Below are 13156 nucleotides of genomic sequence, written 5' to 3'. Positions count from 1 at the left end.
CGGCTGTCCTCCCACGCAACACTTACCGGTTGAAGATGAGCGCGACACCCGCGCTCGCGATCAACGCGCCCCACCAGGCCCCAGCTGCCGGACGCTGCCGGGTGCGCAGCCACAACAAGGGCAGCACCATGACCGGTGTGGTCGCCGAAAGCGTCGCGATGACGCCCGTGTTGCCGTGCCCCATGCCGTAGAGCAGCAGGGTCATGCCGACCGCTACGCCAACAAAGCCGGACGCGGCCGTGAGGGCCAGCGTGCCCGGCGTGAATGCCGAGAAGATGGCGCGCCCGCGCCGTGCGGCCACCAGCGTGAGCCCTAGCGCCGACACCCCTACCCGCACGGCCGACGCCCCCACCGGATCGACACCGGCCGCCATGACCGGCTTGGCGATCAATGTGCCAATGGAATGACACAACGCCGCCGTCAGGCCAATGGCGATACCCACACGCACGTCGCCGCGCACGGACTCCCAGTGGTGCGCGTCCTCTCGACGCCCCCCAAATGCGATGGCCAGCGCCACGCCTGCCGTTACGAGGGCTACGCCGGCCACGGCACGCCAACCCAGCGCCTCGCCCAGCCAGAAGTAACCGAGCACGGCGGTCATCGGCGCATTCGTTGCGAAGATGATGGAGTTTCGGCGCGGCCCGAGACGGCCCAGCGACGTGTAGAGAATCGTGTCGCCCACGAGAATGCCGATCAGCCCCGACGCCGTAAGCCGCAGCCATTGCTCCAGTGTCAGCGACGGCCAACCGCGCAACACCGCCAGCGCGACGAGCAGCATCGCGAAGACAAGCAACATGCGGGCGTAATTGAAGGGGAAAGAACCCGCCTGGCGCACAGGCGTAATGGCGATCATGCCGCTACAGGCCCAGCAAAGGGCGGCGCCGAGCGCGGCGAGGTAAGCGAGTTGGGTTGTCATGGTCTGGGGGCGGACGGCGCGGGGCCGCAACCGCCCCCGCCGTTGGGACGCCATTATACGAGTCACATGCCCCATTCGGGGGCACGGCCCGGGCGCAGACTTCAGAAATCTTCGTCCAGACGATGCAACGCGTCGAACATGACGCGGTAGGCTGCCGCCACCCCATAGGCCCCACGCAGCATGCGCAAGCGAGCCGCAACGTCGGGCTCGCCGGCCTCCTCCACCCATTGCGAGAGTAGCGACGTGCCACCGCAAACACTCGCATCGTGCCGCGCATGAGCACAAACCGCCGCAAACCCTTCGGCTGCCGACGGATAGCGCTTCGCCATGGCGTCGAATTGCGCTTCGATCTCGCTGGCGGCACGCACCGTTGCCGGCGCCTGACTGAGCGCACAACAACCGACGTAAGTCGGCATGTCGCCCGCGGCGTCGATGATGAAATCGATCAATGCATGGGTTGCGTCGAACGCGCCGCTGTCGAGGAACGTGCGTGCCGTCGGGCCGCAACGCAACAATCCGGCGGCAAGCATCGTCGCCTGCCCGCGCTGTTCGCGATACTGACGCAGCAGCAGCGGCCGCAGCGCCGCGTCGGTGCACCGCTCGACGGCGATGCGATTGTGAACGTCTGCCCCGGCGGCGCGATGGTAATGCTGCGCCAGAAACGCCAGCACCTGAATGTCACTCGACTCGCCCGCCAGAAAGCGGGCCCAGAACGGCGCCGCGAAAATGCCGCGCACCCAGTCGTCGCAGATTTTTCCGAATGCCGGGACGATATCGGGACGTGTCGCCGGCAGCACATGCGCGAGCGATTCGTCCACGAGCGTTGCAAGCCAGGTGCCCGGCACCGGTGCTTCGGCGAGCAACAAACCATGCCGCAGACGGTCGAGCCAGACGGCAATGTCCGCCGGCGCGCCGTGCAACGTGCACGACACCTCGTGCGACGAGACGGTGACAGCCTGCGCATCGTTCGCCCATCGCCCGTGCGGCGACAAGATGACCCATACCGCTTTGGACGAGGCATCCAGCACGGGCGTTTGCAAGGGGGAAGTGGGGGACGTGGGGGACGTGGCGGAAGACGGGGAAGCGACCGATGACATAAGCGACGCACTCATCGGACGATGGCCCCGAGCAACGTCACCCACGCGGGATCGATGCGTCGCACGATCTCCACGCGAAGCGCCGCCGCTCCGTCGTCAAGAGACAAACCGGGCACGCTCTGCACGACGCCGGCACTACTGCGGCATGTGGCACGGCCTTTGCCGCGCGACAACTCGCGTGGCGTCGTGTCGGAGGAACGGCCCATGCGCTTGGCGATGGGCCGTGCGCGACCTTGCGTGCCTGTCGGCGACTCAAGCACGACGGGGAGAAAAGGAAAAGGTGACGGCGGCGCATTGGACGGCATGTCGGCTCCTTTCGAAATACGCATAACGGGGTGCAAAGACTGCCGCGCAGGCCGCGCACGCCATGCCGGGCATGAACGCAGACACCTGCGGGTCAAACATCTACATTAGGAATCCCCCACGGGGTCGAAAACGAGCGCCGTTTCGAGAAGCACGCGGATAGCGTTGTCATAACGTTGTCATATCGGACTCCGTCATCGCGCCCGCTTGACAGCGACCACCGGTAGCGCCCCGAGAGATGGCGAACGTTCAGCTTCGGTCGCCATCGTGAACGGCAAATGCCCACATTCGCGCTCCGACGAGCGATTTTGAGACTATTCCCAAGAACCAGAAGCATCACGGCGGCGATACGCGACAACGCCAGGACGCGCTTCTCGTATCCGCGCTGAAGCACGCGAGCCTCGGACCTTCAGCCCGAGGCGCAAAGTGAACCAAGGGTTACCCCAAAAATGTGCCTCGTTGAGTACCCCCACCCGAAATCGCACCTACGCTAGGGCATTCCGAGTTCAGACGCAGAGATGTTACGTATGCCCGACGCCACTCCCAACTCGGCAAAAGCGCCCGGCACCGCCAGGCCTCATGCCAAAACCCGCCTTCGCGGCGCCCTCGGCCTGGTTGAATGGCTGGGCAACGCACTGCCGCACCCGGTCACGCTCTTTGCGCTCATGACGATGACGGTTGTCGTCCTGTCGTCGATCAGTGCATGGATCGGTATTTCGGCGGCCGACCCGCGTCCGGCCAATGCGGGCGACGTCATGCGCGTAACAAACCTGCTGACCGGCACTGAGCTCGTGCGCTGGGCCAGCACCGTGACTACCAACTTCACGAGCTACGCCCCGTTGGGCACGGTCCTCGTCGCCCTGCTCGGCATTTCGATCGCAGAGCATTCCGGCTTGCTGTCGTCTGCGCTCCGGGCGCTGGTGGTTGCGGCGCCGCGCCGGTGCATCACGATGGCGATCGTTTTCGCCGCCGTGATCTCGAACGTGGCCTCCGATCTTGGCTATGTCGTGGTGCTGCCGCTGGCCGCCATGCTCTTCGCGACAATGGGGCGGCATCCCCTCGCCGGGCTGTCGGCGGCCTTCGCAGGCGTATCCGGCGGTTACGGTGCGAATCTGCTGCTAAGCACCTCCGACCCATTGCTGGGCGGCATTACGCAAGGAGCCGCGCAGCTGCTCGCGCCGGAATATAGCGTCAGCGCCGTCGCCAACTGGTACTTCATGGCCGCCAGTTCGGTACTCGTCATACTGGCCGCCACATGGGTCACCGAGCGTGTCATCGAACCGCGCCTGGGGGCGTGGCATCCGCAAGACGGCGACCCCGAGGCACTGTCGCCGGACACACACACGCATCGCCCCATCGCGTCTGCGGAGCGGCGCGCCTTGTGGGCCGCACTCGGCTGCATGCTGGTATTCGGTGTCGCCCTGTTCGCGATCGCGTGGCCCGACGCATCGCCGCTTCGCGACGCAAACGGCGAATATGGCAGCCGCGCGCCGCTATTCGCCAGTGTGGTGGCATTCATCGTGATCTTCTTCGCGCTGCCCGGATTGGTCTACGGCGCAATGACCGGTACGTACCGAAACGATCGCGACGTGATCGCCGCCATGTCGAAGACCTTGGGCAGCCTCGGCCAATATCTCGTGCTCGTGTTTTTCGCTTCGCAGTTCGTCGCCCTGTTCGGACGCAGCGGATTGGGCACCATACTCGCGATCAAGGGCGCAGGCTGGCTTGGCGGCGTAGCGGAAAACGGGCCGCTGCTGTTTATCGGACTCATCTTGCTATGCGCCGCAGTGAATCTCATGATCAGTTCCGGCATGGCGCAATGGGCGCTCATGGCCCCTATCGTCGTACCGATGATGATGTTGCTCGGCTATGCGCCGGAAGTCGTGCAGGCCGCTTACCGGATCGGCGATTCGGTCTCGAACATCGTCACGCCGATGTTGAGCTATTTCGCGCTCATTCTCGCGGTAGCGACACGCTACCAACGCGATGCCGGCGTAGGCACGTTGCTCGCGTTGATGTTGCCCTACGCGATCGTATTCACCATTGCGTGGACGGCATTCTTCTGTCTCTGGGTCTTCGGTCTGGAGTTGCCGGTCGGGCCAAACGCACAGCTTCGTTACACGACCCCATGAATGCCGCGATGAGGTCGCTCACTTGAAGTACCATCAATGTTTCCGATGGTGCTCCCGGGAGCGACTCTCATGCATCTCTATCAGCGTCTGCCTATCTTCGTTTTCGAGATCGAAGCCTGCGAAAACCTGAAGTTCATCACGATGGCGATTCGCTTCAACCTGGATCGCAACGGCCAGCATGTGTCGCTGGCCGATTGGCAGCGGCTGCCGCAGGAAGCGCGTGAAACGCTGGCGTCGTGCATGCCGGGCGACGACGATTTCTCGGCGCGTCTCGACGAGATTGCCCGCGACCATCTCGGGCAAGCGGTCGAGCGCAGCGTCGATCCCGCGTCCACCGCCTGGCAAGACGTGAATGCGCTACCGCCGGGATTGCTCCGGCAATGCGAGTTGGCCGACCTGCTCCCGCCCGATGTCGGCGACTGGGCCACGCTCACGCCATTTCGTCGCTATGTGCTCGCGAAGCTCTCGCGACGCGATACGCTCAATCACTGCTTCGTGCCCGCCATGCTCGAGTTCGGACTGGCGCAAACGCAAGCCGAACTCTGAAGCACACGCCGCCAGTGGCAGTGGCCGGCGTCACGGCATCAGGTCACCGGCGCCGGGTTGAACAGCGTTAGCGCATTGTGCAGCCCCCATCGCTCGGCCCAGGTCTTCTCACCGCTCGCCACGGCGAGCATCAGGTGAAAGAGTTGCCAGCCGATGTCTTCGATCGTGGCGTCGCCCGTGGCAATGCGGCCCGCGTCGACATCCATCAGATCGTGCCAGCGGCGTGCCAGATCGGAGCGCGTCGCCACTTTGATGACGGGCACCTCGGCCAGCCCGTAGGGTGTGCCCCGGCCAGTCGTGAAGACGTGCAGATTGATGCCCGCCGCGAGTTGCAGCGTGCCGCAGATGAAGTCGCTCGCCGGCGTTGCCGCGTAGATCAATCCGCGCTGTTGCGAACGGTCGAGTTTGGCACCGGGTGAGAGCACGCCGTGAATCGGCCCCGTGCCCGACTTCACGATTGACCCCATCGCCTTTTCCACAATATTGGACAACCCGCCGCGCTTATTGCCCGGCGTTGTGTTGGCGCTGCGATCCACGCGTCCGCGCTCGAGATACGCGTCGTACCAGGCCATCTCTCGAATCATCGCTTCCGCGACTTCCGGCGTGGCGGCGCGCGAGGTGAGTTGATCGATGCCGTCGCGCACTTCGGTGACTTCGGAGAACATGACCGTCGCGCCAGCGCGCACGAGCAGATCCGTGGCGAAGCCTACGGCCGGGTTCGCGGTCACGCCGGAGAACGCGTCGCTGCCGCCGCACTGCACGCCGACGATCAGTTCCGATGCCGGCACCGTTTCGCGCTGCCGCGCATTGAGCCGCGCCAGATGCGTGCGCGCCGTGGCAAGAATCGAATCGATCATCGACAGGAAGCCGACATGCGCCTCGTCTTGCAGGCAAACGGTGTCTGGCTTGCCGTCAGTGTCGGCACTGCCGATGGGAATGCTGCCCGCCGGCAAAAGGCGCTCGGGCTGGAGCTTCTCGCACCCCAGACTCACCACCATCACCTCGCCGCCGAAGTTCGGGTTCGTGGCGATATTGCGCAACGTGCGGATCGGCACGATGGCGTCCGGGGCATCGATGGCAACGCCGCAGCCATAGGTATGCGCCAACGCCACCACGTCGTCGACGTTCGGGTACTGCGGCAGCAATGTCTCCTTGATGCGTTTGACAGCAAATTCGACCACCCCGGCCACACACTGCACCGTCGTGGTAATGGCAAGGATATTGCGGGTGCCGACCGAGCCGTCGGCGTTGCGATAGCCCTGAAACGTGAAGCCGTCGAGCGGCGGTAGCGCTGCGCTCGCACGCGTGCCGACCGGCAGACGATCCAGTGACGGCGCTTCGGGCATGTTCAGATTGCGCTCGTTGACCCAACTGCCGGCGGGCAACGCCCGCGCGGCGTAGCCGATCACCACGCCGTAGCGAATCACCGCGGCCCCCTCGGCCAGATCCGTCAGCGCAACCTTGTGTCCCTGCGGCACGGCGTCGACAAGCGCGAGCCCGTCCGCAAACCGGCTACCCGCGGCCAAACCGCCGTCGTTCACGACGATGGCGACGTTGTCCTCTGCCTGCATCCGGATATAGCGCGGCACGTCTTTCGCGCGCGTTTGCTGTTCCTGTCCGCCCGCCGCCGGGCGGGCCGTGTCCGACTTCGATGCCATGTTGCTCACCTCTTCCCCCTCCTGCTGTCCTGACAAGCCGCAACCTCGGCGTCGTGCCGAGGCGTTCAATTTGCCGCCCCGCAATACGTAGTTTGCGCCCGTAATTTTTGCCTTTACGGCGTTCGTTGACGTGGGTTCAATCACGCGTCACTTATGTGTCATCATACATCTAGAGAGCCCGTTGCGGGCACCCCCAAAGGGCTGCGACGGAATCGGGAGAAACCCTTTCCAACCCTTTTGCGGGTTTATCCCACTGCCATTTGATCCAGCTCCCTCTTGCCCGGCTTCGTCACATGTTATACGATGACATATAACTCAGCGCCGAGCGCTGGTTGAGCGCCCTTTTTCATCATCAAATCCGGCCCTTCGGCCGACAGGAACTCTTGAAATGACTGCACCTCAAGAACTCAAGCAGATCGTCTCCGACGGCTTGTTGTCTTTTCCCGTGACCGACTTCGACGCTAACGGCGACTTCAATGCGCGCGGCTATGCAGCGCGTCTGGAGTGGCTGGCACCGTTCGGCGCAACGGCGCTTTTCGCGGCGGGCGGCACGGGCGAATTCTTCTCGCTCACGCCGCAGGACTACAGCGCCGTGATCAAGACGGCGGTCGACACCTGCGCAGGCAAGGTGCCGATTCTGGCCGGCGCGGGCGGCCCGACGCGCATGGCCATTGAGTACGCCCGCGAAGCCGAACGTCTCGGCGCCAAGGGCGTGCTGCTCATGCCGCACTACCTCACCGAAGCGAGCCTGGACGGCATTGCCGCTCACGTGGAACAGGTTTGCCGTGCGGTGAACATCGGCGTGATCGTGTACAACCGCGCCAACTCGAAGCTGGGCGCCGACCAGCTCGAACGTCTGGCCGAGAAGTGCCCGAACCTGATCGGCTTCAAGGACGGCGTGGGCGACATCGAGCGCATGGTCCAGGTTCGCCGCCGCATGGGCGATCGTTTCTCCTATCTGGGGGGCCTGCCGACCGCCGAAGTCTATGCCGCAGCCTATCGTGCGCTGGGCGTGCCGGTGTACTCGTCGGCAGTCTTCAACTTCATTCCGAAGACCGCAATGAAGTTCTATCGCGCCGTGTGCGAGAACGATCAGGAGACGATGGGCCATCTGCTCGATACGTTCTTCCTGCCGTATCTGGAGATTCGCAACCGCCGCGAGGGCTACGCCGTGAGTATCGTCAAGGCGGGCGCGAAACTCGTCGGGCACGATGCCGGGCCGGTGCGCGCGCCGCTGACCGACCTGTTGCCCGATGAACTCGCCGCGCTCGACGCGCTGATCAAGAAAGTGGAAGGCTGAGGAGAGCTCGCATGCAGATCACCGGTGAGATGTTGATAGGCCGCACCGACGTGCGCGGCAGTGCGGGAACGCTTGAGGCGTTCGATCCGACGCGCGGCGAGCGGCTGACACCGGCGTTCGGTGCAGGCACCGTGCAGGACGTCGAGCGCGCGTGCCAACTGGCAGCGGCCGCATTCGATCCGTTTCGCGCCTTGCCGCTGGCAACCCGCGCCGAATTCCTCGAAGCCGTGGCGCAGGCGATTCTCGATCTGGGCGACGCCCTCATCGAGCGCGCCCACGCCGAGACCGGCTTGCCCGTGGCCCGTCTGCAAGGGGAGCGCGGGCGAACCGCCGGTCAATTGCGGATGTTTGCCCGCGTGGTCCGCGACGGCCACTTCCTTGACGCGACCATCGACCCCGCTCAGCCCGCGCGCGAACCGCTGCCGCGCAGCGATCTGCGTCTGGCAAAGATCGGCCTCGGCCCCGTGGCAGTGTTTGGGGCCAGCAACTTCCCGCTGGCGTTCTCGGTGGCGGGGGGTGACACGGCGTCGGCATTCGCTGCGGGCTGCCCGGTGATCGTCAAGGCACATTCAGCACATCTGGGGACATCGGAACTTGTGGCGCGCGCCGTGCGATCGGCCGTGCAAAAGCTTGGGCTGCCCGAGGGCGTGTTCTCGCTGCTGGTAGGCGAGCGTGCCGTGGGCGAAGCGCTCGTCGCGCATCCTGCCATCGCCGCCGTGGGCTTCACCGGCTCGCGCAACGGCGGTCTCGCACTGCAACGCATCGCGCAGGCGAGGGCTGTGCCGATCCCCGTGTACGCGGAGATGAGCAGCATCAACCCGGTCCACCTGCTGCCCGAAGCGCTGGCGGCGCGCGGCGACGCGATCGCCCGGGGCTTCGTCGATTCGCTGACGATGGGTGCCGGTCAATTCTGTACGAACCCCGGTCTGGTGCTCGGCATCGCGGGAGACGCACTCGAACGCTTCTGCCTCGCGGCCACCGAAGCGCTCACGGCGAAGGCCGCAGGCACGATGCTCACACCGGGCATTCATCAGGCTTACGACAGGGGCGTGGCACGACTGGCCGACGAGCCAAACGTAACGGTTCTTGCTCGCGGCCAGGCCGGTAGCGGATGTCAGGGACAAGCGGCCCTCTTCCGCACCACAGCGTCCGAATTCCTCGCCACGCCGGCGCTGCACGACGAAGTCTTCGGCCCGGCGTCGGTCGTGATTGCCTGCGATACCGTTGACGAAATGATCGCCATCACCGAGCGTCTGGAAGGCCAGCTCACGGCCACGCTGCAACTCGATGCGGGCGACACCGCAACGGCACGCCGCTTGCTGCCTAGCCTTGAGCGCCGCGCCGGACGTATCCTCGCCAACGGCTTTCCGACAGGCGTGGAAGTCTGTCATGCGATGGTGCACGGCGGCCCGTTCCCGGCCACGTCAAATGCGATGTTCACGTCGGTGGGTGCCACCGCTATCGATCGGTTCCTGCGCCCGGTCTGCTATCAAGACCTGCCCGACGCGCTGCTGCCAGAGGCGTTGCGCCAGGAAAATCCGCTCGGTTTGTGGCGTCTGGTCGACGGTGCGCTAAAGCAAGCGTAATTCCCGAGTGATAGGTGACACGCGAGAGGCGTCATCGAGAAACGTAGTGGTTCAAAACGTTTCCCGATGCGCCTCTCGCGTCATTCATACAGCCATCGTGAGGCGAGACGCGTCACACGCGGCATGATGACATAGGTCATCAACCCGACGATGATGGCGGCGACCACGAGCTTGGCGAAGATCGTATGGGTCAGCCAAGGCAGGCTCGGCGCCAGCCAATGCACGGGAAGCGGCACAACCACCGTGAGCGGAAAGATCACCGAGAGCGTCAGCAGAAACTGCTTGTAGCGCTTGGCAGGTTTTTGTCCCGGTGCCGGGTGAAACCAGAATTCGAGCCCGGTCACTGTCTGACGCCGCTCGTCACTCGCCAGAAAAGGCGTCACTTCGCCTAGCAGCGTTTGCCGCGCGTCCGACTGAAACCAATCCTCCGCATGCGCCAGGGAATCGAAACGCAACGTCACGGTGTAGACCGTCGAGCCTGATGCAGGACGAATGACGTGCACACCGCGATGACCAGGGAATCGTTCCGCGATCGGCACAATCCGCTTGAGCCACGCCTCGTACGCGGCGACAGCCTCGGGTCGCACGTGATGCTCGATGACGGCCGTGACGCTCTCGGGGCGCGGCAAACTGCGTGCCGACAGATCGCCCAGCGAGGCGCGGCGCAGCGAGGGGTCGCGTGGATCCATGGAATCGGCGGATGCCGTGGTTTCAGCTTGACGCATGAGATCCTCTTCGAATTTTCACTTAGACGTAGCGTGGAATCGGCCCGTTTTGCGGCGTCGTATCGTCGCCCAAATCGAGCATGACGCGATCGACATAACACCAGCCCCAGCCTTCTGGCGGGTCGTAGCCCTCGATGATCGGATGGCCGGTTTCGTGAAAGTGCGCACTGGCGTGCCGATTAGGCGAGTCGTCGCAGCACCCCACATGGCCGCAGGTGCGGCACAGCCGCAAATGCACCCAGCGGCTGCCGGATTTCAAACACTCCTCGCAGCCGAGTGCGCTGGGCGTAACGTGTTGAATGCTGTCGGTATGCGTGCAACGTTTGGACATGGCGATCTCTCCTCAAATGGTTGCGAGATGCTGATGGATAAACGCGACTGCCATTGCGCCTTCGCCCACCGCAGACGCGACGCGCTTCATCGAGCCATGCCGCACGTCGCCCACGGCGAACGAGCCGGGCACGCTGGTTTCCAGAGGAAACGGTGCACGCGCGAGCGGCCAGCCCGCCGCCGCTAACATCGCAGGCGTGAGATCCGGTCCGGTGACGAGATACCCGGAACCGTCGCGCGTAATCGCAGTATCGCGCGCCCAATCGGTATTGGGCAGACCGCCGATACAAACAAACAAGTGATGCGTCGCCAACACCTGCTGCGCACCACTCTCGCGCTCGTGCACCGTGATCGCTTCCAAAAAGCGATCGCCATGCAACGCACTCACCTCGCAGCCCGTGACAACCCGAATGTTCGACGTGCCCTGAATCTTCTGAATCAGGTAGTCGGACAACGTGTCGGCCAAGCGTGCACCGCGCACCAGCATGACAACTTCGCGGGCATAGGCCGCCAGATGCATGGCGGCCTGCCCTGCCGAATTACCGCCACCGACCACGTACACTGTCTCCCCCGTGCACATCGGGGCTTCGCTCGCGCCTGCGCCATAGAAAAGCCCCAGCCCCTGCAACCGCGCTTCGTCCGGCAGGCCGAGGCGCCGCCACTCGATACCGGTCGCGCAGATGTTGGTGCTTGCGCAAAGCTGTGTGCCGTCGGCCAGATCGACATGAATGCCACGCTCGGCGAACACGGCATAGACCCCCTCGCGCAGACGGAGAATTTCGGCACCGAAGCGCACCGCCTGCTGGCGCGCACGCTCGGCCAGTTCGCCGCCGCTGATACCCTGAGGAAACCCCAGGTAGTTCTCGATCAACGAAGAGTTTCCCGCCTGCCCGCCGACCGCATCGCGCTCGACCAGCACCGTGCTCAACCCTTCCGAAGCGGCATACACCGCCGCACTCAACCCGGCCGGGCCGGCACCGTAGATGGACACGTCATAGGCCTTTCGCCGGGGTTTTTCCACCCATCCCAGCCGGCGCGCAACGTCTGCGACGCTTGGGTTGTACAACCGGGTGCCATCGGGAAATTCACACACCGGCAGCCCGGGATCGTCCAGCCCCCGAATGCCGGGAATGCGACGCGCCGCCGCCTCATCCAACTCGACCCAGTCGAAGGTGACGACACTTCGGCTCAGGAAATCGCGAATCTCAAACGCGCGCGCAGAAATGGCGAGCCCGAGCAGGCGGACGCGGGGACGCGGGCTGTCGATCAAATCGGTAGCAGCGGGCGATATCATGACGGCTCCGTGTCGTTACAGACCGAGCAAAGCGCGGCCTTCATCGGCCAGCAAATCGTGCGTCTCAGGATGCGCGCGCATGTAGGCGGCAAACACGGGACACTGCGCAATGACGCGTAGACCACGCTCCCGAGCCGAGGCCAGCCCTGCGAGCACCAACTTCGTTGCGATGCCTTGGCCACGCAACGCGTCAGGCACGAGCGTGTGAATGAACGTGATGACATTGCCCTCAATCGAGTAGATTGCGACGGCATGCTCGCCTTGCACCGAATACTCGAAGCGGTGCTTCGCCGGATTGTCTTGTACCTGAATGGGCGTGGACACAGGGGTCATGAAAAATTCTCGAAGGGAGGCGCGACGCGCCCCCGGGGCACTCGCCCCTTAACTCATGAAGAATGCCGGCGGATCGGCATTGACTTGATCGGCATGCGTGGTCGCTGCGGCGTGCGGCGCGCCCGCATAGACCTTCAACTGCGCACCCTTGACCAACGCCGCCGCAAGCTTGCCGGTCGCCTTGAAGCCCCCCCCTGATCGCACCAACCGCTACGTCGACGGCCAATGACAGGGGGGAGGACCTCATCGTCTTCCTCCGGTTTACCCTTCGTGAGCGTTGAACATCGTCTTGGCATAGTTGATGCCGATCCCGTACGCGCCGCCCCACTTCTTCGCAATCCCCGTGGTCATGTCGTACGTGTCGGTGCGCGCCCAGTCACGTTGCAATTCCAGCAGATACTGCAATGCCGTCATCGGGCGGGCACCGGCCTGGACCATGCGCTCGACTGCGCGCTCGTGGGCTTCCGTCGATACATCGCCGCTGGCATCGGTAATCACATACACCTCGAAACCTTGATCGATCGCCGAGAGGGCCGGGCCCACGATGCACACGCCGGTCCACAAGCCTGCGAGCACGATGCGCGACTTGCCAATCTCGTTCACGCGGCGAATGACGGCTTCGTCTTCCCACGTATTCATGGAGGTGCGGTCGAGCATCGCCTGACCGGGGAACGGTGCCGTCACTTCTTCGAACATCGGACCGCTGAAGCTCTTTTCGGCCACGGTAGTGAGGATGGTCGACACACCGAAACCGGCGGCAGCGTTAGCGACCAGCGCGGCGTTGTTGCGCAGCGTGACGGCGTCGATGGAGTGCGTAGCGAAAGCCATCTGCGACTGGAAGTCGATCATGATCAGCGTGTGGTCGTGCGGGGTAAGCAGCAGCGAACCGGGCTTGGCGACGGCGACGGGTTTGTTGAGGGCCATGGTAAGTCTCCT

At 64.3% G+C, this 13156-nt stretch carries 14 protein-coding genes; 4 read left to right on the top strand and 10 right to left on the bottom strand.

Features of this window, described 5'->3' with window-relative positions; genetic code table 11:
* Nucleotides 1-22 precede the first annotated feature (22 nt).
* From AT395_RS05365 to AT395_RS05355, 3 genes are all read right to left on the bottom strand, one after another.
* The gene (locus AT395_RS05365) at nucleotides 23-916 is read right to left on the bottom strand and encodes a DMT family transporter (protein ID WP_042112773.1); all 894 of its coding nucleotides are present in this window, start codon (nucleotides 914-916) and stop codon (nucleotides 23-25) included.
* 101 nt (nucleotides 917-1017) lie between these two features.
* A complete protein-coding gene (locus AT395_RS05360) occupies nucleotides 1018-1944 on the bottom strand; it encodes a hypothetical protein (protein WP_058375293.1) in 927 nt (308 codons plus the stop codon).
* An 80-nt stretch (nucleotides 1945-2024) separates the two neighbouring features.
* A complete protein-coding gene (locus tag AT395_RS05355; protein WP_048627892.1) occupies nucleotides 2025-2318 on the bottom strand; it encodes a hypothetical protein in 294 nt (97 codons plus the stop codon).
* A gap of 525 nt (nucleotides 2319-2843) precedes the next feature.
* On the opposite strand from AT395_RS05355, the gene AT395_RS05350 reads away from it, so the two are divergent.
* Together AT395_RS05350 and AT395_RS05345 are read left to right on the top strand one after the other, a co-directional pair.
* Nucleotides 2844-4448, top strand: coding sequence for an AbgT family transporter (locus AT395_RS05350; RefSeq protein ID WP_048627893.1), 1605 nt, complete (start codon nucleotides 2844-2846; stop codon nucleotides 4446-4448).
* Nucleotides 4449-4517: 69 nt separating this feature from the next.
* Nucleotides 4518-4994, top strand: a complete 477-nt coding sequence (locus tag AT395_RS05345) for a nitrate reductase associated protein (protein ID WP_042117328.1) — start codon at nucleotides 4518-4520, stop codon at nucleotides 4992-4994.
* Nucleotides 4995-5032: 38 nt separating this feature from the next.
* Here the strand turns inward: AT395_RS05345 and garD are convergent, their stop codons facing one another.
* Nucleotides 5033-6565 carry a galactarate dehydratase gene (gene garD, locus AT395_RS05340; RefSeq protein WP_048627935.1) on the bottom strand — a complete coding sequence of 511 codons (1533 nt, stop codon included), beginning with the start codon at nucleotides 6563-6565 and terminating at the stop codon, nucleotides 5033-5035.
* Between the two features lie 475 nt (nucleotides 6566-7040).
* Between garD and kdgD the strand changes: the two genes are divergently transcribed.
* Nucleotides 7041-7952: a 5-dehydro-4-deoxyglucarate dehydratase gene (gene kdgD / locus AT395_RS05335; RefSeq protein WP_042112778.1), complete on the top strand. Its 912-nt coding sequence runs from the start codon at nucleotides 7041-7043 to the stop codon at nucleotides 7950-7952.
* Between the two features lie 11 nt (nucleotides 7953-7963).
* The gene (locus AT395_RS05330; protein ID WP_048627894.1) at nucleotides 7964-9538 is read left to right on the top strand and encodes an aldehyde dehydrogenase (NADP(+)); all 1575 of its coding nucleotides are present in this window, start codon (nucleotides 7964-7966) and stop codon (nucleotides 9536-9538) included.
* 80 nt (nucleotides 9539-9618) lie between these two features.
* Here AT395_RS05330 and AT395_RS05325 read toward each other — a convergent pair whose 3' ends face one another.
* The 6 genes from AT395_RS05325 to AT395_RS05305 are packed head-to-tail and all read right to left on the bottom strand — an operon-like array spanning nucleotide 9619 to nucleotide 13144.
* The gene (locus AT395_RS05325) at nucleotides 9619-10263 is read right to left on the bottom strand and encodes an antibiotic biosynthesis monooxygenase (RefSeq protein WP_048627895.1); all 645 of its coding nucleotides are present in this window, start codon (nucleotides 10261-10263) and stop codon (nucleotides 9619-9621) included.
* A gap of 22 nt (nucleotides 10264-10285) precedes the next feature.
* Nucleotides 10286-10594 carry a UBP-type zinc finger domain-containing protein gene (locus tag AT395_RS05320; RefSeq protein WP_042112781.1) on the bottom strand — a complete coding sequence of 103 codons (309 nt, stop codon included), beginning with the start codon at nucleotides 10592-10594 and terminating at the stop codon, nucleotides 10286-10288.
* A gap of 12 nt (nucleotides 10595-10606) precedes the next feature.
* The gene (locus AT395_RS05315) at nucleotides 10607-11887 is read right to left on the bottom strand and encodes an NAD(P)/FAD-dependent oxidoreductase (RefSeq protein ID WP_048627896.1); all 1281 of its coding nucleotides are present in this window, start codon (nucleotides 11885-11887) and stop codon (nucleotides 10607-10609) included.
* Between the two features lie 15 nt (nucleotides 11888-11902).
* Nucleotides 11903-12220, bottom strand: a complete 318-nt coding sequence (locus AT395_RS05310) for a GNAT family N-acetyltransferase (RefSeq protein WP_042112784.1) — start codon at nucleotides 12218-12220, stop codon at nucleotides 11903-11905.
* Between the two features lie 48 nt (nucleotides 12221-12268).
* Nucleotides 12269-12427, bottom strand: a complete 159-nt coding sequence (locus tag AT395_RS25490; protein WP_231606053.1) for a hypothetical protein — start codon at nucleotides 12425-12427, stop codon at nucleotides 12269-12271.
* A gap of 54 nt (nucleotides 12428-12481) precedes the next feature.
* Nucleotides 12482-13144 carry an isochorismatase family protein gene (locus tag AT395_RS05305; protein ID WP_042112787.1) on the bottom strand — a complete coding sequence of 221 codons (663 nt, stop codon included), beginning with the start codon at nucleotides 13142-13144 and terminating at the stop codon, nucleotides 12482-12484.
* Nucleotides 13145-13156: the final 12 nt, after the last annotated feature.

It is taken from the genome of Pandoraea apista (assembly GCF_001465595.2).
GTDB classification, from domain to species: Bacteria; Pseudomonadota; Gammaproteobacteria; order Burkholderiales; family Burkholderiaceae; genus Pandoraea; species Pandoraea apista.
Note: the sequence above shows the minus strand (reverse complement) of the source record. Positions and strands in the feature narration are given on the sequence as shown.

Coding starts and splice junctions, on each gene's coding strand:
- AT395_RS05365 (WP_042112773.1), bottom strand. CDS start 916: ATGACAACCCAACTCGCTTACCTCGCCGCGCTCGGCGCCGCCCTTTGC.
- AT395_RS05355 (WP_048627892.1), bottom strand. CDS start 2,318: ATGCCGTCCAATGCGCCGCCGTCACCTTTTCCTTTTCTCCCCGTCGTG.
- AT395_RS05350 (WP_048627893.1), top strand. CDS start 2,844: ATGCCCGACGCCACTCCCAACTCGGCAAAAGCGCCCGGCACCGCCAGG.
- AT395_RS05345 (WP_042117328.1), top strand. CDS start 4,518: ATGCATCTCTATCAGCGTCTGCCTATCTTCGTTTTCGAGATCGAAGCC.
- garD (WP_048627935.1), bottom strand. CDS start 6,565: ATGCAGGCAGAGGACAACGTCGCCATCGTCGTGAACGACGGCGGTTTG.
- kdgD (WP_042112778.1), top strand. CDS start 7,041: ATGACTGCACCTCAAGAACTCAAGCAGATCGTCTCCGACGGCTTGTTG.
- AT395_RS05330 (WP_048627894.1), top strand. CDS start 7,964: ATGCAGATCACCGGTGAGATGTTGATAGGCCGCACCGACGTGCGCGGC.
- AT395_RS05325 (WP_048627895.1), bottom strand. CDS start 10,263: ATGCGTCAAGCTGAAACCACGGCATCCGCCGATTCCATGGATCCACGC.
- AT395_RS05320 (WP_042112781.1), bottom strand. CDS start 10,594: ATGTCCAAACGTTGCACGCATACCGACAGCATTCAACACGTTACGCCC.
- AT395_RS05315 (WP_048627896.1), bottom strand. CDS start 11,887: ATGATATCGCCCGCTGCTACCGATTTGATCGACAGCCCGCGTCCCCGC.
- AT395_RS05310 (WP_042112784.1), bottom strand. CDS start 12,220: ATGACCCCTGTGTCCACGCCCATTCAGGTACAAGACAATCCGGCGAAG.
- AT395_RS05305 (WP_042112787.1), bottom strand. CDS start 13,144: ATGGCCCTCAACAAACCCGTCGCCGTCGCCAAGCCCGGTTCGCTGCTG.